The organism is Halopseudomonas aestusnigri, from assembly GCF_002197985.1.
Lineage (GTDB): Bacteria > Pseudomonadota > Gammaproteobacteria > Pseudomonadales > Pseudomonadaceae > Halopseudomonas > Halopseudomonas aestusnigri.
Genome location: NZ_NBYK01000003.1, coordinates 123012 through 141907, shown reverse-complemented (window position 1 = coordinate 141907; position 18896 = coordinate 123012). Strand labels below are relative to the sequence as shown.

At 61.6% G+C, this 18896-nt stretch carries 17 protein-coding genes; 8 read left to right on the top strand and 9 right to left on the bottom strand.

What is annotated here, in order from left to right:
* The first annotated feature begins 2 nt into the window (after nucleotides 1-2).
* Together B7O88_RS06800 and B7O88_RS06795 are read left to right on the top strand one after the other, a co-directional pair.
* On the top strand, nucleotides 3-977 hold the full coding sequence (locus B7O88_RS06800; protein WP_088274551.1) for a DUF4397 domain-containing protein: 975 nt from the start codon (nucleotides 3-5) through the stop codon (nucleotides 975-977).
* A gap of 186 nt (nucleotides 978-1163) precedes the next feature.
* Nucleotides 1164-1919: an NRDE family protein gene (locus B7O88_RS06795; protein ID WP_088274550.1), complete on the top strand. Its 756-nt coding sequence runs from the start codon at nucleotides 1164-1166 to the stop codon at nucleotides 1917-1919.
* Between the two features lie 3 nt (nucleotides 1920-1922).
* Here the strand turns inward: B7O88_RS06795 and ptsP are convergent, their stop codons facing one another.
* Together ptsP and rppH are read right to left on the bottom strand one after the other, a co-directional pair.
* Nucleotides 1923-4190, bottom strand: a complete 2268-nt coding sequence (gene ptsP, locus B7O88_RS06790; protein WP_088274548.1) for a phosphoenolpyruvate--protein phosphotransferase — start codon at nucleotides 4188-4190, stop codon at nucleotides 1923-1925.
* Between the two features lie 2 nt (nucleotides 4191-4192).
* Nucleotides 4193-4681, bottom strand: a complete 489-nt coding sequence (rppH, locus tag B7O88_RS06785; RefSeq protein ID WP_088274547.1) for an RNA pyrophosphohydrolase — start codon at nucleotides 4679-4681, stop codon at nucleotides 4193-4195.
* 156 nt (nucleotides 4682-4837) lie between these two features.
* On the opposite strand from rppH, the gene B7O88_RS06780 reads away from it, so the two are divergent.
* Nucleotides 4838-5491 (top strand): histidinol-phosphatase, encoded by a 654-nt coding sequence (locus tag B7O88_RS06780; RefSeq protein ID WP_088274545.1) that lies wholly within the window; start codon nucleotides 4838-4840, stop codon nucleotides 5489-5491.
* Nucleotides 5492-5677: 186 nt separating this feature from the next.
* Here the strand turns inward: B7O88_RS06780 and B7O88_RS06775 are convergent, their stop codons facing one another.
* Nucleotides 5678-6871: a class I SAM-dependent rRNA methyltransferase gene (locus tag B7O88_RS06775; RefSeq protein ID WP_088274543.1), complete on the bottom strand. Its 1194-nt coding sequence runs from the start codon at nucleotides 6869-6871 to the stop codon at nucleotides 5678-5680.
* A gap of 114 nt (nucleotides 6872-6985) precedes the next feature.
* On the opposite strand from B7O88_RS06775, the gene B7O88_RS06770 reads away from it, so the two are divergent.
* A complete protein-coding gene (locus B7O88_RS06770) occupies nucleotides 6986-7870 on the top strand; it encodes an HDOD domain-containing protein (RefSeq protein ID WP_088274542.1) in 885 nt (294 codons plus the stop codon).
* A gap of 28 nt (nucleotides 7871-7898) precedes the next feature.
* On the top strand, nucleotides 7899-8414 hold the full coding sequence (locus tag B7O88_RS06765; RefSeq protein ID WP_088274540.1) for a glycine cleavage system transcriptional repressor: 516 nt from the start codon (nucleotides 7899-7901) through the stop codon (nucleotides 8412-8414).
* A 42-nt stretch (nucleotides 8415-8456) separates the two neighbouring features.
* On the opposite strand, the gene trkA is transcribed toward B7O88_RS06765, so the two are convergent.
* The 5 genes from trkA to B7O88_RS06740 all read right to left on the bottom strand — a co-directional run bounded on the left by trkA (nucleotide 8457) and on the right by B7O88_RS06740 (nucleotide 13998).
* Entirely contained in the window at nucleotides 8457-9845 is a 1389-nt protein-coding gene (gene trkA, locus B7O88_RS06760) for a Trk system potassium transporter TrkA (protein WP_088274886.1), read from the bottom strand.
* 27 nt (nucleotides 9846-9872) lie between these two features.
* Nucleotides 9873-11321, bottom strand: a complete 1449-nt coding sequence (locus B7O88_RS06755; protein ID WP_088274538.1) for a TrkH family potassium uptake protein — start codon at nucleotides 11319-11321, stop codon at nucleotides 9873-9875.
* Between the two features lie 63 nt (nucleotides 11322-11384).
* On the bottom strand, nucleotides 11385-12440 hold the full coding sequence (locus B7O88_RS06750) for a DUF2955 domain-containing protein (RefSeq protein ID WP_088274536.1): 1056 nt from the start codon (nucleotides 12438-12440) through the stop codon (nucleotides 11385-11387).
* Nucleotides 12441-12448: 8 nt separating this feature from the next.
* A complete protein-coding gene (locus tag B7O88_RS06745) occupies nucleotides 12449-13513 on the bottom strand; it encodes an HlyD family secretion protein (protein WP_088274534.1) in 1065 nt (354 codons plus the stop codon).
* The gene (locus B7O88_RS06740; RefSeq protein ID WP_088274532.1) at nucleotides 13510-13998 is read right to left on the bottom strand and encodes a MarR family winged helix-turn-helix transcriptional regulator; all 489 of its coding nucleotides are present in this window, start codon (nucleotides 13996-13998) and stop codon (nucleotides 13510-13512) included. The genes B7O88_RS06745 and B7O88_RS06740 overlap by 4 nt, the downstream gene beginning before the upstream one ends.
* Before the next feature lie 177 nt (nucleotides 13999-14175).
* On the opposite strand from B7O88_RS06740, the gene B7O88_RS06735 reads away from it, so the two are divergent.
* Nucleotides 14176-14586: a PH domain-containing protein gene (locus tag B7O88_RS06735; protein ID WP_088274530.1), complete on the top strand. Its 411-nt coding sequence runs from the start codon at nucleotides 14176-14178 to the stop codon at nucleotides 14584-14586.
* 9 nt (nucleotides 14587-14595) lie between these two features.
* Here the strand turns inward: B7O88_RS06735 and mgtE are convergent, their stop codons facing one another.
* On the bottom strand, nucleotides 14596-16218 hold the full coding sequence (gene mgtE / locus B7O88_RS06730) for a magnesium transporter (RefSeq protein WP_088274529.1): 1623 nt from the start codon (nucleotides 16216-16218) through the stop codon (nucleotides 14596-14598).
* A 136-nt stretch (nucleotides 16219-16354) separates the two neighbouring features.
* Here mgtE and B7O88_RS06725 point away from each other — a divergent pair, with 136 nt between their 5' ends.
* Nucleotides 16355-18331, top strand: coding sequence for a marine proteobacterial sortase target protein (locus B7O88_RS06725; RefSeq protein WP_088274527.1), 1977 nt, complete (start codon nucleotides 16355-16357; stop codon nucleotides 18329-18331).
* Entirely contained in the window at nucleotides 18324-18890 is a 567-nt protein-coding gene (locus B7O88_RS06720; RefSeq protein ID WP_088274525.1) for a class GN sortase, read from the top strand. The genes B7O88_RS06725 and B7O88_RS06720 overlap by 8 nt, the downstream gene beginning before the upstream one ends.
* Nucleotides 18891-18896: the final 6 nt, after the last annotated feature.

The window sequence follows — 18896 nt, the reverse complement described above, 5'->3', positions numbered from 1 at the left end:
GCTTGCTGGGCGATGACAGCTTTGACCTGCTGGTTATTACCGACGACATCCAGACACCCGCAGCAGCAACCGCGCGGGCCTTTGTTCTGCATGCCGCGCCCCAGGTCGGCAATGTCGACGTCTATGTCGACACCACAGACGCACTGGGTGACACTCCGCTGCTTGCCGACTTTGCACCTGCTGCCGACAGTGGCACTTACGTGGAAGTACCCGCCGGGGAATACCGCATCCGCATTACCCCTGCAGGAGACCCGGCAACGATCGCCTACGACTCGGGATTCGTCGAGCTGGAAAGCGGCCCGCCCTACTTCCTGGCGGCCACTCCCCGGGCATCAGGCTTCTCCCCCGCGTCCGTTATCGCGCTGCTGGACTCGCCGCCCTTTGTCGTTCTGGAAGACCAGCGCGCGCAAGTCCGGGCACTGCACCTGTCACCTGACGCACCCGCAGTGGATGTCACCGTCGACGGCGACGTCGTTCTGAGTGACGTGTCTTTCAAGGATGTGAGTGACTACCTGCAGGTACTGGCCGGTGACTACACCATTGGCGTGGAAGCCGGCGGAAACGAAGTGGCCAGTCTTCCCGTTACCGTTGAAGCAGGTCAGGCCTACAGCGTACTGGCCACCGGGTTTGTTAATATCACCGGTGTTCAGGGCTTCACCCTGCGTCCGCTGGTCGACGACCTGACACCGGCCGCTGGTGCCAAGATCCGGGTTATTCACGCCTCACCGGATGCACCCGCGGTAGACGTTCTGGTCAACGGCGATATTTTCGCCGGCCTTGCCGACGTGCCCTACTTCACCGCCTCCGACTACGTCGAGGTCCCCGCGGGCAGTTATGACATCAGCATCAATGTGGCCAATACCACAACGACCGTCATCGACCTGCCCGCCACCGCGCTGGCAGCCGGTTCTATCTACACCGCCATCGCAGTCAATGCAGCAGCCTCCATCGAACCGCTGCTGGTGGTTGATCCCTGACAGGGTACAGGCGGAAAAGGGGCCAGCATCGTCTGGCCCCTTTTTTATGATTCTGCCCCGTCCTGAATACGCTGCCAGCCTGCCCTCGGAAAACCGCGAAACCCATCGGCACCACGCTTGCGACAGCGCACATAGGCCCGATTTCAGGCTACGGATGGTAGACTGGGCCGCAACCAAGGAGCCTCTATGTGTCTGATTGCCTTTGCCTGGCAGCAATCCCCGCAGCAACCCTTGTTACTGATCGGCAACCGGGACGAATTCCATCACCGCCCCACCCGGGCGCTGGACCTCTGGACCCGGGAAGGTCACCCCGAGCTGCTGGCCGGCAAGGACCTTGAAGCCGGTGGCACCTGGCTGGGGGTCACCCGCGACGGCCGCTTTGCCGCGGTTACCAATATTCGCCGCCCGGGCGTTCCCAAAGCGCCGCTGTCGCGCGGGCAGCTGCCGCTGGACTATCTGCAGGGCACCCGGTCACCGGCGGCCTTCATGCACGCGCTGCAGGGGCAGCTGGCGAACTATACCGGCTTCAATCTGCTGGTCGGAGACCGAGAGCAACTGTGGTTTCTCAATAGCGAGAATGGCCAAGCGCAACAGCTCGAACCCGGCATTCACGCTGTATCCAATGCCGATCTGGACAGCCCCTGGCCAAAAACGGGCTGCCTGCGCAGCGCACTGGCAAACAACCTGAATGCCGACGACGAGACGCTGTTTTCGCTGCTAGCCGACGATCACGTCTATGCCGACGAACAGCTACCCGACACCGGCATCAGCCTGGAGTGGGAGCGCATGCTCTCGGCTACCTTTATCGTCGGCCTGCCGGAGTACGGTACCCGCGCCAGCAGCATTCTGCGCCTAGAGGCAAACAACCGCATCCGACTGACGGAGCGGCGCTTCGGAGCACTTGGGGAGCCGCAGGGAGAAACCTGCAGGGAATGGCGCTGAGCTTCAGCGAGGTTGTGACAGGACCTTGCCCAGGCCCATACCACGCAGTGCCAGATGCAGGGTGCTGAGCACCAGATGGGGGTTATCCAGCTCGATCACCTCATCCAGCAGAGCCTTGGCGTCGGACAGTTTGATCTGACGCAGCAGCCACTTCACCTTGGGCAGGTTGGTCGCGTTCATCGACAGCGCGTCACACCCCATCGCCATCAACAATACCGCCGCCGCCGGGTCGCCGGCCATTTCACCACACACGCTCATCGGCTTGCCGGCTTCGCGGCAGGCCGTGGCGATCTTGATCAACGCCTGCAGCACCGCCGGGTGCAATGAATGGTAAAGGTCTGCTACCCGTGGATTATTGCGATCGACCGCCAGCAGATACTGGGTCAGGTCGTTGGTACCGACCGACAGGAAGTCAACCAGTTGAATCAGTTCGCGCGCCTGATAGACCGCAGCGGGCACCTCGATCATCACCCCGACCGGCGGCATGGGCACGTCGACACCCTCGTCCAGCACCTCGCTGTAGGCACGGTGGATAAGGTGCAGCGCCTCTTCCACCTCAAATACGCTGCTGACCATCGGCAACATGATGCGCAGGTTGTTCAAGCCCAGGCTGGCCTTGAGCATGGCCCGGGTCTGGACCAGGAAGATTTCCGGGTGATCCAGGGTAACGCGAATACCGCGCCAGCCAAGGAAGGGGTTGTCTTCCTTGATCGGGAAATAGGTCAGCGCCTTGTCGCCGCCAATATCGAGCGAGCGCATGGTAACCGGCAGCGGGTAAAAGGCTTCCAGCTGCTCGCGATAGATCGCCTGCTGCTCCTTTTCGCTGGGGAAGCGATCCTTGATCATGAACGGCACTTCAGTGCGATAAAGGCCAACGCCTTCGGCGCCGCGATCCAGTGAGCGCGCCACATCTGCCTGCAAACCGGTGTTGACCAGCAGCGGCATGCGATGACCGTCCAGCGTCACGCAGGGCACATCGCGCAGCTTTTCCAGCCCCTGCACCAGTTCACGCTCTTCGCGAACCAGATCAAGATACTGGCGATGCAGCTCCTGCGACGGGTTGGAATACACTTCGCCACGGTTGCCGTCGACGATCAGCTCCATGCCGTCGAGGCGGGTATAGGGCAGATCCAGCGCGCCCATCACGGTCGGAATGCCCATCGCCCGGGCCAGAATGGCGACATGCGAGCTGCCCGAACCGAGGACCGAGACCAGACCGGCCAGCTTCTCCTTCGGTACCTGCCCCAGCATCACCGGCGACAGTTCCTCGCTGACCAGAATGGTATTGTCGGGGAACACCAGCTCCTGCCGACCGACCTCCTGCAGGTAGGCCAGGATGCGGCGGCCGATATCCTTCACATCTGCCGCCCGCTCACGCAAGTAAGGGTCGTCCATCAGCTCGAAGCGGGTGACATGCGAGCTGACCACCTCACGCAACGCCCCCTGGGCCCACTGGCCAGTGCGGATGATGTTGGTCACCTCGTTACCCAGCGCGGCATCATCGAGCATCATCAGGTAGACATCAAACAGCGCCAGTTCTTCCGGCCTCAGCTGCGTCGACAGCTTGCTGGAGAGCTGCTGCATGTCATCACGCACGCTGTCCTTGGCACGGCGGAACAGCGCAATCTCGGCATCAATATCCTGAATCTGCTTGTCCGGGACCGATTTCAGATCAGCCGGAGGCAGAATCACTACGGCATGACCGATGGCTATGCCCGGCGCGCCGGCCACACCATCAAAGCGGGTATCCTGGACCACCTCGCCGCCCCACCCCAGCCCGCCGATGGCACCGGTGGCTTCCGCGTGGGCAATGACCCCGGCAAGCTGCGCGCTCATGGTAACCAGGAAGGCCTCTTCGCCCTCATCGAACTGACGGCGCTCCTTCTGCTGGACCACCAGTACGCCCATCACCCGGCGGTGGTGAATAATCGGAACACCCAGGAAGGAGGCATAGCGCTCTTCGCCAGTCTCGGCAAAGTAGCGGAAACGGGGGTGAGATGCCGCATCTTCGAGGTTGACCGGCTCCTCACGGGTGCCGACGTAACCGATCAGACCCTCGCTGGTGCCCAGGGTAACGGCACCGACGGCATCCTTGTTGAGACCTTCGGTCGCCATCAGCACGTAGCGACCGATTTCGGGATTTAGCAGATAAACCGAGCACACTTCTGTGCCCATTGCCTCACGCACACGCTGCACGATGATGTCCAGAGCCGCTGCCAGATCTCTGGCAGAGTTGACCTCCTGAACAATGCGGCGCAGCGTATTGAGCATATTCAACTACCCGGAAGACTGGAGAGCAGTCTCGGCGCAAGTTCTTTCATGGCACGCCGATAGACATCGCGTTTGAAGGGCACAACCTGCCCCAGAGGATACCAGTAACTGACCCAGCGCCAGCCATCAAATTCCGGCTTTGCGCTGCGCGTCATGCACACCCGCTGGTCTTCCGAGGTCAAGCGCAGTAAAAACCACTTCTGCTTCTGACCTACGCAGACCGGCTGCGAATGGCTGCGGATCAGCCGCTGCGGCAAACGATAGCGCAGCCAGCCACGGGTGCAGGCAAGAATTTCGACATCTTCAGGCAGCAGACCGACTTCTTCATGCAACTCGCGGTACAGCGCCTGCTCGGGGCTTTCGTTACGCTGAATCCCCCCCTGCGGGAACTGCCACGAGTCCTGGCCGATGCGCCTGGCCCAGAGCACCTGACCCAACTCATTGGTCAGGATGATGCCGACGTTGGGTCTGAAACCATCGGGGTCAATCACAGCCACTATCCCTTAATCAATAATCACAGCATTGTTCCACAAAGCACGCTGCAGCAGCAATTACGGAAATGCCACCGATTGATGTCAGTGATTACGGGCATTTACCGGCTGACTCGATTATTCTAGCGGGCCGCCAACCCGCTCAGGAGAACACCCGTGTCACTCGCCATATTCGACCTCGACAATACCCTGCTGGGCGGGGACAGCGATCACGCCTGGGGCGAGTTCATCGTTGCCCATCGGATTGTTGATCCGGACGAGTACAAGGCGCGTAACGACCAGTTCTTCAACGACTATCTGGCCGGGCGACTGGATATCCGGGTCTACCTGAATTTCTGCCTGCAACTGCTCGGCGAGCATCCGACCGAACAGCTTGACGCCTGGCACCGGCAATTCATGCAGGAGAAAATCCTGCCCATCGTGCTGCCCAAGGCGCTGGCCCTGATCGAGCGTCACCGTCAGGCCGGCGACACCCTGATGATCATCACCGCGACCAACCGCTTCATCACCGGCCCGATAGCCCGCCATCTCGGCATCGACCTGCTGCTGGCGACCGAATGCGAACGCCAGGATGGCCGCTACACGGGCCAAACTACCGACATCCCGTGTTTCCGTGAGGGCAAGGTGACTCGCCTGGAACGCTGGCTGCTGGAGAACAACCGCACCCTTGACGGCAGCTACTTCTACAGCGACTCGCACAACGACCTGCCGCTGCTGGGCATGGTCGACAACCCGGTAGCCGTCGATCCCGACGACACCCTCCGCGCCCACGCCGAAGCCCAGGGCTGGCCGGTCATCAGTCTGCGCTGAAGCGCAGCAGCGCTAAGCCGCAAGCGGCAAGCAAAACCGGATTCGCACCTGCAGCGAGACCCTCAAGGGTTTAAACAAGAAGCTGCATCTAGAGTCAGCATAAAAAAACCGCGCGATTCAACTCCGCGCGGTTTGTTCTTGCAACTTGTAGCTTGTGGCTTGCAGCTCGCCGGCACGAAGCCGGCGTCAGGCCGGCGTCACCCGACAAAACAGCGCCTTGATATAACCGGTTTCCGGAATCGCCGGATGCAGCGGGTGGTCGGCGCCCTGGAAGCCGCGCTCGGTAATGATCAGGTTGCGATCCAGGTGGCGGCTGGCACCCAGCAGGGCGTCACGCAGACGGTCCTCTTCCAGATGCATGGAGCAGGACGCCGAGACCAGAATCCCGTCCTTGTTCAGCAGCCGCATGGCCTGCTCGTTGAGGCGTCGGTACGCAGCTTCACCGTTGCGAATATCCTTGCGCTTCTTGATAAAGGCCGGCGGATCGGCAATGACCACGTCGAAGCGCTCGCCGGCGCTTTTCAGCTCCTTCAGTGCCGCCATTACATCGCCCTCGACCACCAGCATCTTTTCGGCGACGCCATTAAGCTCTGCGTTGGCTTCCACCCGGTCCAGCGCCGGCGCTGAACTGTCGACACACATGACTTCACTGGCACCAAAGGCGGCTGCCTGAACACCCCAGCCGCCGACATAGCTGTACAGGTCCAGCACCCGCTTGCCGGCCACGTAAGGCGCCAATCGGGCGCGATTGGCGCGGTGATCGTAGAACCAACCGGTTTTCTGACCCTCACGCACCGGGGCTTCAAAACGCACGCCATTCTCTTCCAGCGCAACCAGGTCAGGCATCTCGCCGAACGCATCCTCAACGTAGGACTCCAACCCTTCCAGTTTGCGCGCGCCACTGTCGTTCTTGAACAGCACGGCCTGCGGCTTGAACACCTGCACCAGCGCATCAACGATGTCGCCACGCACCTGCTCCATGCCGGGATTAGCGATCTGCACTACGAAGTAGTCGCCAAAACGGTCGATCACCAGCCCCGGCAGAAAATCCGACTCGCCGTAGACCAGACGATAGAAGGGTTTGTCGAACAGCCGCTCACGCAGACTCAGGGCCACCTTGAAACGATGCACCAGCAGTGACTTGTCCAGCTGATGACGGGTGTCGCGGCTGAACAAACGTGCACAGATCAGGTTATTGGGGCTGACACAGACCAGCCCGAGGGGCTTGCCGCCTGCGGCTTCCAGCTGCGCCTGCTGACCCGGTTCAAAGGCCGTCAGCGGCGTCAGCGCGGTATCCACCTCGTTACTGAAGACCCACAGGTGGCCTCCACGAATACGCCGGTCGGCATTGGCGTTGAGACGCAGGCTGGGCAATGACATGGGGAACTCCTGAGGCAGGCAAGAAAAATGTATGCAGTTGGCCATTATACAGGGTGCCAAGCTCACCGGTCTCCGGCTAAACTCGGCAGTTCAAGTCATCAGTGGACCCAGGCCATGACATCGGAGCTCACCGACCAACAGATCAGCAGCGCCCTGCAAGGCATCAGCGTACCACCGCAGCCGCAGATCATGGTCGACCTGCAGATGGAACAGCTGATGCCGGATCCGGATCCCAAGGTCATTGCCCGGCTGATCAGCCAGGACCCGGGGCTCTCCGGCAGCCTGCTTAAGGTCGTCAACTCGCCCTTTTTTGGACTGGCCAACCGGATCAGCTCCATCCAGCAAGCCGTCAACCTGCTGGGCGTCAGCAGGGTGGTCAACATCGTCAATGCGCAATCGATTCGCGGCGAGCTGACCGACGAGAACATCGTCAATCTCAACCGCTTCTGGGACAGCGCGCAGGACGTCGCCATGACCTGCATGACGCTGGCCAAACGCATTGGCTGCGTCGAGCCGGATGAAGCCTACGCTCTGGGGTTGTTCCACAACTGCGGCATCCCGCTGATGCTCAGTCGTTTCCCCTACTATATCGAAGTCATGGAAGAGTCCTACGCGCAGGACCAGATGCGACTGGTCGATGTGGAAAACCAGCGCATGAACACCAATCACGCGGTGATCGGCTACTACACGGCCAAGTCATGGCTGCTGCCGCGCCACCTGTGCGACGCCATCGCCAGTCACCACAATGCCGAGCAGGTGTTCCTTTCCCCGCTGGGCAATGATCCGGTGCAGAAAAACCTGCTGGCCATTCTGAAGATGGCCGAACACATCTGCCGGGCCTACAAGGTGCTGGGCAACCACAACGTCGATCACGAATGGAACGCCGTCGGCAGTGCCATCCTGGAGTATGTGGGCTTGTCCGAGTACGACTTCGAGACGCTGGAGGCCAACTGCCAGGAGATGACGGCGACCGGCGGCGGCAGCTACTATCAGGACTGACCAAGGCCAGCTCCCAAGGAGATCACGCATGACCACCCCGCTCGTAATTACCGTCATATCCGCCGACAAGCCCGGTCTGGTGGAAAGCCTGGCTCAGGTCATCAACCGGCACGGCGGCAATTGGCTGGAAAGCCGGATGGCCCGCATGGCCGGACAATTTGCCGGCATTCTGCGGGTAGATGTCGCCAACGACCAGCTCGAAGCCCTGCGTATTGACCTGGACGGGCTCAGCGCCCAGGGCATCAATGTCCAGGTGGCTATCAGTCGCCAGGCAGACGAGCCGCAGCAGCGCACCCTGCAACTGACCCTGGTGGCCAACGACCGCGCCGGTATCGTCCACGAGGTCTCGCGCGTACTGGCCAGCCATGGCGTCAACGTCGAATCGCTGGAAACCGAATGCACTCCGGCACCGATGAGTGCCGACCTGCTGTTCAAGGCGCGGGCGCTGCTGGGCGTGTACCCGCAGACCGATCTCGATGCCCTGCGTGACGCCCTGGAAAATCTGACCGACGACCTGATGGTCGAGCTGCAGGACGCAGACTGAACCGACTGTGCCCGGGGCTGCTGCACGCGGCCCCGGTCCACCTCAAAGCAGGAAGGTAAGACCGACCTGGAACAGCCGCTCTACCGCCTGCATGTCCCGCTTGTCCGGCACGATCACGATGACGTGGTCACCCTCTTCGATCTGAGTGCTGTCATGCGCGATGATTACATCCTCGCCACGCACCAGCGCGCCGACCATCGCACCGGGGGGCAGCGGCAGCTCGTCAATCCGCTTGCCCACCACTTGCGAACTCTGCGCATCGCCGTGGGCAATCGCCTCCATGGCCTCGGCCGTGCCCCGGCGCAGCGAGTGCACGGCAACCACATCACCGCGACGCACGTGAGTCAGCAACGCGCCAATGGTGGCCTGCTGCGGCGAGATGGCGATATCGATACTGCCGCCCTGCACCAGGTCGGCATAGGCCGGGTTACTGATCAGCGTGATCACCGTGCGGGCCCCCATGCGCTTGGCCAGCATCGACGACATGATGTTGGCTTCGTCATCATTGGTCAGCGCCAGATACACATCCGCTGATTCGATACTTTCCTCCAGCAGCAGCTCCCGGTCCGACGCGCTGCCATTGAGTACGGTGGCTCGACGCAGGTACTGGGAGAGAAACTGGCACCGCGCCATGTCCTGCTCGATCACCTTCACCCGGTAATCATTCTCCAGCACGCTGGCCAGACGCGCGCCAATATTGCCGCCGCCGGCAATGACGATGCGCTTGTAGGGCTTTGCCCGGCGTCGCAGTTCGTTCAGCACCAGTCGGATATCCGGTCTTGCCGCAACGAAAAAAACCTCGTCTCCGTCCTGGATCAGGGTATCGCCGTCGGGGATCACGGAATGATTTCGGCGAAAAATGGCCGCCACCCGAATCTCCACCGCGGGCAGCCGCTCGCGCAATGTGGCAATGCGCTGACCGACCAGCGCGCCACCGTTGGAGGCGCGCACGGCAACCAGCTGGGCCAGGCCATCGGCGAAATTGATGACCTGCAAAGCGCCCGGATAGCGAATCAGCTTTTTAAGGTGCTGGGTGACCAGCGCCTCGGGATTGATCAGCACGTCAACCGGTACAGCACTCTTGGCAAACAGCGCGCGGTTCTGGGTCAGGTAGCCCTGCTCGCGCACCCGGGCGATCTTGTTCGGCACATTGAACAGTGACTGAGCGACCTGACAGGCAATCATGTTGACTTCATCGCTATTGGTAACCGCCACCAGCATGTCGGCGTCCTCCGCCCCCGCCTTGGACAGGGTCACCGGATGGGCGCCATGGGCGCAGATCGTCTGCACGCCCTGCGCACCATACAGCTCCTGCAACAGCTGCAGCCGCCCGGCATCACGATCCACCACGGTAATGTGATTTTTCTCGCCGACCAGTTGCTCCACCAGGCTGCGACCAACCTGGCCCGCCCCCAGCACGATGATGCGCATCATGCCCTATCCCCTTTAAATTCCGCGTTAGCCACGCCAGAACACCGGCGTAAAAAGCACCATCAGGGTCAGCAACTCCAGCCGCCCCATCAACATGGCGAACGACAACAGCCATTTGGCCGCCACTGGCAGGGTAGCAAAATTACCCGCCGGGCCAATGACATCACCCAGCCCGGGCCCGACGTTGGTCAGCGCGGTAGCCGCTGCGGTCAGGCTGGTGATCAAATCCAGGCCCATCAGCGCCAGCAGCAGCGTCACCACGCCCAGCGTCATGAAAAACAGGAAGGAGAACGCGACGGCCGAGAGAATAATGTCATCCTGCACCGGCCTGCCGTTGTACTGGGTGACAAATACCCCGTTGGGGTGAATCAGCTTGCGAACCTGGGTACGCAGAAACAGATAACTGAGCTGAAAGCGAAACACCTTCATGCCGCCGCTGGTGGATCCCGAGCAACCACCGATAAACATCACCACAAAAAACAGGGCGATGCTGAAAGTGCCCCACTGGGTGTAGTCGGCCGAGGCGAAGCCGGTGGTCGTAATCACCGAGACCAGGTTGAAAGTCGCCTGGGTGAAGGCCACGAAGGGCTCGGCCAGATGCAGATCGATCAGGTCAGCCGTCAGTAACAGCGATACCGCGCCGATAATGCAGAGGAAGCCGATTACCTGCTGGTTGTTGAGCACATGCAGCGAGGGTCGCCTAAAGAAGGCTATCAGCAAGGTAAACGGTAACGCGCTGAGGGTCATGAACAGGATCGACACCCACAGCACCTCCAGCGGGAAGCGGCCCATGGAGCGATCATCGGTCGCAAACCCGCCGGTCGATACCGTCGCCATTGCATGATTGATCGCATCAAACAGGTTCATGCCGGCCAACCAGTAACTGAACACACAGCTGACGGTCAGGCCCAGGTAGGTCGCCACCAGCATGCGAGCCAGCGACTGGACCCGCGGGATGGACTTGTCCGACCAGTCGGAGGACTCGGTGTGGAACAGGCGCATGCCGCCAACGCGCAGAAACGGCAGAATCGACACCGCCATACCGATCACCCCCAGACCACCAATCCACTGCAGCAGCGAGCGCCAGAGCAGCAGACTGGGCGCGAGGTGTTCGATACCGCTGAGAATGGTCGAGCCTGTGGTGGTAATCCCGGACACCGCCTCGAACACCGCATCTTCGGCGCTGAGCTGAAAATGACTGAAGAACAGTGGCAATGCGCCAAACAGCGAGAGCAGCACCCAGCTCAGACTGGTGAGCAGATAGAGCTGACGCGAAACCAGATGAAAGCCCTTATCCCGGCAGCCCAGCACCATCGCGAGGCCGCAACCGAGTGTGACCGCGAACGATGTCAGAAATACCTGCATTTCCGGGTCCTGTCGCCACCAGGCAAACACCGCGACACTGAGCATCAGACCAGCCATGATCAGTACAAGAATGCCGCAAACAAACAGCACCGGACGCAAAAACCGCAACATGCAGAGGGTCCCCAGACAGGAAGATCGGCACATCATACTCGTCGCCCGCGCCGGGTACTACGGTTAGACCGAAACCGGCTTCGGCGCGGCCCAGCGCGTGGCGGCAAATCGATCAAGCAGCAGATGCAACAGATAAATCGCCGACAGCGACAACAGCACTGACAGCGACAGTGACCAGAATCGATACAGAGCACTGTAGAACAGGTCCTGACGGGGCGTGAGGTACTGACCGAACAGAATCGCCATGGTGGTCAAGGCAGCAAAACCAGCGCCGGATCCAACCTCCAGCATGTGAATGCGGGCAAACAGCATCAGGCAAATCCACAGGCCGGCCGCCACGAACGGCAACACATCAAAGTGGTCCATCAGCACCAATTGAACAACCAGCCCAAGATTGCAGCCCACCAGCGTTCCCAGCGCACGGTTCCAGCCCGCAGGCCCGGCCCCGCGCCAGTTCAGCGGGAACAGCACCAGAATACTGGCGACCTGCGCCGACAGCCCGCTCTGTAAATTGAATACCTGAAATACAATGAACGAGGCAGTGGCGACCGTGGTGGCCAGTATCACTTCGTGACGTCGGGTGCTGGCGGATTTGCGCACCAATGGACGCGGCGCGCGCGGCGCAACATCGGGGAATAGCTGCTGCATCAGCAGGGCGATGAACAGGGTGCTGAAAACCGAGACGATGTTGCTGGCAACAATGTCGCCGATATCGGCCTGAGGATAGCTGGCGAAATGGAGCTGCATCGACATGTTGACCACCGACATGGCACCAAACAGGAAGTTGGCGCCACCGCTCATCTGCCCGAACAGCAGCGCGAACATGCCCATGACCAGCAATGTCATTGGCACCGGTTTGTCACCAAACAGCCCCTGCACCACCAGCACGGCGAGCGAAACCACCAGCATGTTGGCGACAAACTGGCGCAGCATATGGGCGTTAATCACCGGAACAATGCCCAGCAACAGAATCGGCTGCACGACGAAAAAGGCGCCATAGTTCCAGCCCATCAGCTTGCACAGGATAAAACCGAGCATGCCGCCAAAGGCGATACGCAGGCACTGGCGCACATCGTTGTCGTCCAGATGCCGTTTGCTGGTAAGCAGGATGGGCTTCATCGGCAACCTCAGTAGATGTAGTGCATCAGGCTGAGCAGACCTACCTGCGCCCGGCCAAGCCACCGGGCCGGGCCGCCGACCGGAAACAATTGCACGGTGGCTCGAGCGCCTGTCGGCAACTGCGACAGCAGCCCGGGCTCTTCGTCCAGCACCAGGTGGACGCGCTGACGCTGGGCGTCACGCACCCAGCGATCGGATGTTTCCGGTGCAGCCAGCGAACCGTCAGGCAGCAACTGTCCGGCCCGAGTACCGGCTGCAACACCCGTTACGTGAGCCTCGAATACCCGCCCGGGAATGGCATCAAATACAACCGCAGCGGGCTCGCCCACGTCCATGTGCGACAGCGACTTCTCGCGAAAATCGGCTACCACATCGGCATCATCTGCAACCAGAGCCATCAGCGCAGCCCCGGCGACCGCATAGGTACCGGGACGCACCTGCAGGTTGGATACCACACCGTCGCTCTGGGCGCGCACCTCGGTAAAATTCAGATTCAACATGGCCTGTTCCAGCGCATTTTGCGCCTGACGCAGGCGCAGATTGCCCTGATCCCCTTCGCCACGCTGCACCTGCAACTGCCGGACCTGCGCCTGCAGGCTGGCCAGCTCAGCCTGAGCCGCCTGCGAGCTGGCAACAACCTGTTCGTAGCTTTGCCGAGACACGTTATGACTGGCCAGCAGCCGCTGCAGCCGATCACGCTCGCGGGCCAGCTCCGCGCTGCGCACCTGTGCCGACCGCACCCGCGCCTGGGCAGCCGCGATTGATGCATCGATACCCGAATTGTCTCGCTCGGCGGCCTCCAGCACTAATTGGGCCTGCTGAACAGCCAGCGCATAAGGCCGTGGATCGATACGCAGCAGAAGATCGCCGGCAACGACGTGCTGGTTATCCTCCACCGCGACCTCGACCACTTCACCGGCCACCTGCGGGGCAACCCGAATAACCGGGTGGATGACCCGCGACTGCGGCGTCACCGGCATCCACAGGTCGGCGGCCAGAAAGTAGCAGAAGACCACGGCAAACAGCAGCAACGATGCCCGCACCCAGCGGGCAAAAACCTGATCGGGCGTCATTCGCCAGCCTCCCGCTCCCCGCCCAGCAGGGAGCGCACATTCGCCTCCATCGCCAGCAGCACCTCGGCAAAGGCATCCAGCTGAGAGTCACTCAAACCGGCATAAATCTGCTTGCGCACCCGCTCGATATGCACGCCCATGTCGGCAATACGCTGATGGCCTGCCTCGGTAAACCAGAGCGCGTGAACCCGGCGATCCTTGGCGTCGCGCCGGCGTTCGATCAGACCCTGCTCCTGTAACTGATTAAGCGTCCGCGTCAATGACGGCATCTCGATCGCCAGCTCATCTGCCAGCATCTGCTGGGTACAGCCCTCGCCCACCTTGGCCAGATGCAGCATCACACTCCAGCGCGCCTCGGTGATACCCAGATCCCCGACTGCCTGATTGATGGCTGCACGCCACAGGCGATGCACCCGCCCCATCGCCGCGCCCATCGAAGGCTTCAACGTTTCGTGCAGCGCCGGCACGATTTGACTCTGTTTCATGGACAACTCCAGCACATAGTTAGCTTGCTAACCATAAAGCTTACTCGGATAAATTTATTTAGCAAGCTACATATATATTCAGCACCGCTAACCGGAACCACCAACCCGGCGGCACTGTCCCAGCAGCGGCTAATTCGCTAGAGTGCCCGGCAGCACACATTTGAGGGAAATGCACCGATGTCATATATCGAAGAGTCGCTGTCCAGCGGCGAGGTCATTCACAAGGTTTTTCAACTGCACTGGTTCGCCAAGGTGCCGATGTACTGCTGGCTGGTACTCGGTCTGGTGACCTTCGGCCTGACCTGGCTGCTTGCGCTGTATGAATACTTTCCCTTGCGCTCCATCGAGCAGGGCGTAACAAACAAGCGTGTGATCCTGAAAACCGGCATCATCAGCCGGCATACCGAAGAGATGAAGCTCAGCTCGATCGAGACCGTCGAGATCGAGCAAAGCATTTGGGGGCGGATGTTCGGCTACGGCACGGTCAAGCTAACCGGCCGTGGCATCAGCGATGTGAAGTTTCGCAACATTGACGATCCGATGTACGTCAAACGTGAGATCGAGAGCGTCAGCAACCCGATCGACTGAGCAGCAGGCTCAGAGCAGAAACAGCGTCGCCAGACCAAGGAAGGCCAGAAAGCCCACCACGTCGGTCACCGTGGTCAGGATGACACTGCCGGCCAGCGCCGGGTCGACACCAACACGGCGCAACAGCAGCGGAATAAGCAGTCCTGAGACCGCCGCGCACAGCAGGTTGAGCAAAATGGCGGCGGCAATCACTGCTCCAAGTTGCCAGCTGCCAAACCAGGCCACAGCCAAGGCGGCGACCACCAGCGCCCAGAGCACCCCATTGAGGCAGGCAATGCCAATTTCCTTGCCCAGCAGCAGCCGCGCGTTACCACCCTCAACCTGACCTAGCGCCATGCCGCGCACCACCAGGGTCAGCGTCTGGCTGCCGGCAATCCCGCCCATGCTGGCGACAATCGGCATCAATACCGCCAACGCCACCAGCTGCTCCAGCGTGCCCTGGAACAGGCCGATAACCCAGGCCGCCAGAAACGCGGTAACCAGATTGATCCCCAGCCACACCGCCCGGCGCCGGCTGCTGGTCAGGACCGGCGCAAACATGTCGGCTTCGTCGTCCAGACCCGCCATGTTCATCATGGTGCGCTCGGAGTCTTCGCGGATCAGGTCCATTACGTCGTCAACGGTGATGCGCCCGAGCAACAGGCCGTCTTCGTCGACCACCGCAGCGGAGAGAATATCCAGGTCCTCAAACCGGCGGGCTACATCGTGGCTTGGCAACATCACATCCAGCGGCTGAAAGTCGCTGTCCATCACCTCGCTGACAGCCAGTTCGGGGGCACTGGTGACCAGTCGGCTCAGACGCAGAACGCCCTGGTAACGATTCTTGCGGTCTACCACCATCACCTTGTCGGTATGGTCCGGCAGATCTTCAAGCAGACGCAGATAACGCAATACCGACCCCACCCGCACATCGGCGCGCACCGAAATATGGTCGGTGTTCATCAGGCCACCGGCCGAGTCCTCAGGGTAGGAGAGCATCGACAGCAACTGCTGGCGCTTGCGCACATCCATCGCCTGCAACAGCTGCCGGCCGCTGTCACTGGGCAGCGCCTGAATCAGGTCAACCAGATCATCCAGGTCGAGCTTGCGGGCGGCGGCGACCAGCTCGTCCTCGTCCATTTCCAGCGCCAGCCGGGCACGGACCTCGTCATGCAGGTGCACCAGGATCTTGCCCGCACGCTCGGCATCGAGCATCTCCCACACGGTGCTGCGCTCGGCCGGAGGCAACGCTTCGAGCAGGCCGGCAGCCTTGGCCGGATGCATCTGCCGGAACGCCTTGCCGACGCGCTTGAACTTGCCGGCCTCCAGCGCGTCACGGACCCGAGCGATCTGGGTAGTAGCACCCTCGCCTTCCTCATCTTCGTCGGTCAGGTCGGAGGTATCGGGCTCACGGCGCAGCTGGACGCCGAGCAGTGGCGTCAGATGCTTTAGCACCTGCTCTTCGCGGTCATCATCAATGTGCTGCCAAAGGGCAAGGCGCTCGGCGCCATCAAGCGCCTCCAGCAGACTGGCGACCTTGCCGGGATGCATCCCACGCAACAGCTTGCGCACCCGCTTGCGCTTGTCCCGGTGCAACGCCTCGATAATGGCGTCCAGCTCGGTGCGGGTGGTCTGGCTGTCGGTGTCGGTCATAGGCAGGCATGCTCCAGCAGCGTTTAACGTGATCGTTAATGTACCGTTCAGAGACGCCCCAAACCACACACAAACCACATAATCAGCACAAACAGGGTCGCCACACTGCCGGCATCGTCCATCAGGGAGACCCGACATGAAAACCGCAATCACCTGGCTGCTGCTGTGTATCAGCCTGCTAAGCAACGCCGCTCAGGCATCGACCGACAGCCCCGAGACCGGCATGTTCCTGCTGCGCTCGGACGACGGCAGCTGGCAACCCGCCCTGCTGCTCAATACCGACATGCAGGTACAGATCAGCGGCCCGGTCGCCGAAGTACAGATTCGCCAATCCTTCAGCAATCCCGGTGGCGCCTTTGCCGAAGGCCGCTACGTGCTGCCGACCAGCGAGAGTGCCGCCATTCACGCCATGACCCTGGAAATCGGTGAACGCCGGATCAACGGCCAGATTCAGGAGCGCGAACAGGCACGCAAGACCTACCAGCAGGCCCGTGACAACGGCCAGCGCAGCGGCCTGGTCGAGCAACAGCGGCCCAACCTGTTCAGCACCTCGGTCGCCAACATCGGCGCAGGCGAAACCATCAGCGTCATCCTCAGCTACACCGAACTGCTGCAGCCGGATGCAGGACGCTACAGCCTGCGCCTGCCGCTGACCATGACGCCGCGCTACAACGCCCGCCCGCAGCCGGTCGATGGCCAACAGCACACACCACGCGGCAGCTCTGCCAGCCCGGAAGGCCCGATTGTCGCCAGCCTGTGGCGCGACGGTCCATCCCATCAGGCCGACATCCAGATCACCCTTGATAGCGGCTTTGCCCTGCACAGCCTGAGCAGCCCCAGCCACGCCATCAGCAGCCACTTTGACGGCCGCCGCTACCGCGTTCAACTGCTGGAAAATCCGGTGGTGATGGATCGCGACTTCGTCCTCAACTGGCAACTGCCGAGCGAGGCCGGCAATCAGGTCGCCGTGTTCACTGAACAGGTGGGCGAAGATCACTACGCGCTGATGATGCTGTCGCCTGCTGCCGAACCGGTCAGTCGCCAGCGCCAGCCGCGCGAAGTCTTTCTGATTCTCGACACCTCCGGCTCGATGCAAGGTGAGCGCATTCGCCAGGCGCGCAGCAGTCTGATTCACGCACTGGGCCGCCTGCAGCCCGAAGACCGTTTCAATGTGCTCGAATTCAACAGCGAGTACAGCATGCTCTATCGCGAACCGGTGCCGGCCAGCGAAGAGAACCTGAGTGAGGCCCGCAGTTGGGTCGCCGGGCTGCCGGCCGGCGGCGGCACCGAGATGTTGCCGGTGCTGCGTGCTGCGCTGACCCAGCCCAATGAGGCAGGCTACTTGCGCCAGCTGATCTTCATCACCGACGGTTCGGTCAGCAACGAGCGCGAGGTTCTGCAGATGATCCAGCAGCGCCTGCGTCAGGCGCGGATCTTCACCGTCGGCATTGGCGCTTCGCCCAACAGTTTCCTGCTGCGCAAGGCAGCCGAAGTCGGCCGCGGCCAGTTCACCTCGATTGATGATCGCAGCGGTATTGAACAATCCATGGAGCGGCTGTTCGAGAAACTCGAGTCACCGGTACTGACCCACCTGCAACTGGAGCTGCCGGAAGGCATCGATGCCGAAATCTGGCCGCAGAAGCTACCCGACCTGTACTCTGACCAGCCGTTGCTGATCGCCATGAAACTGAACCAACTGCCAGAGAAAGTGGCCCTGCACGGCCGTCAACCGGCGCTGTGGGAGCAACACCTGCAAATCCCGGAGCCGCAGCAAGGCAATGGCATTGCCAGAATCTGGGCACGACGCAAGATCGAAGCCGCCATGGACCGTCTGAACGAGGGTGCTGGTGAGGACGAAGTGCGCGATCTAGTCCTGCCGGTGGCGCTGGAGCACCAGTTGATGAGCCGCTTCACCAGCTTCGTCGCCGTTGAGGAGCAGCCGGTACGCGCCGCTGACGAACCGCTCGACAGCCAACCGGTGCCAAACCTGAACCCGGTCGACCACCGCCTGTACCCGCAGACCTCGCTCGGCCTCAATGGCCTCTGGGCGCTGGCGCTCGCGCTGTTGCTGGCCGGCCTGCTGATCCTGAACTGGAAACCAAGCCATGCGTAAGCTGATTGCCATCGTACTGCTACTAGGTGCCGTGGCCGTCGCAGCCCAGGGCAGCTGGCTGCAGGCCAAGGCGTGGCTGGCCCAATGGTTGATTGCCGACGCCTGGGGCGAGCAACTGCAGGCGGGCACCCCGAGCAAACCCTGGCCCTGGGCCGATACCTGGCCGGTTGCCAAACTGACCACACCCGACGGCGAGGCCCGCTACGTGCTGGACAGCGTCAGCGGTCAAGCCCTGGCCTTCGGCCCGGGGCAACTGGATAACGGTGTGGCACCCGGGCAGAACGGCACGCTGCTGCTGGCCGGCCATCAGGACAGCCACTTCGCCTTTGTCGAACACCTGCAGACCGGCCAGGTTCTCACCCTGCAGGACGCCAGCGGCCAAGAGTACCGCTACCGCGTCGCCACCCAGCGCATCGTTGATAGCCGCAATGAGCCAATGATCCTGCAATACGAGCGCGCCGAACTGCGGCTGGTCACCTGCTACCCATTCCGCGCCCTTACCAGCGGCGGGCCGCTGCGCTACGTGGTCAGCGCCTGGCTGGAGGCACCCGCCTCGTGATTGCAC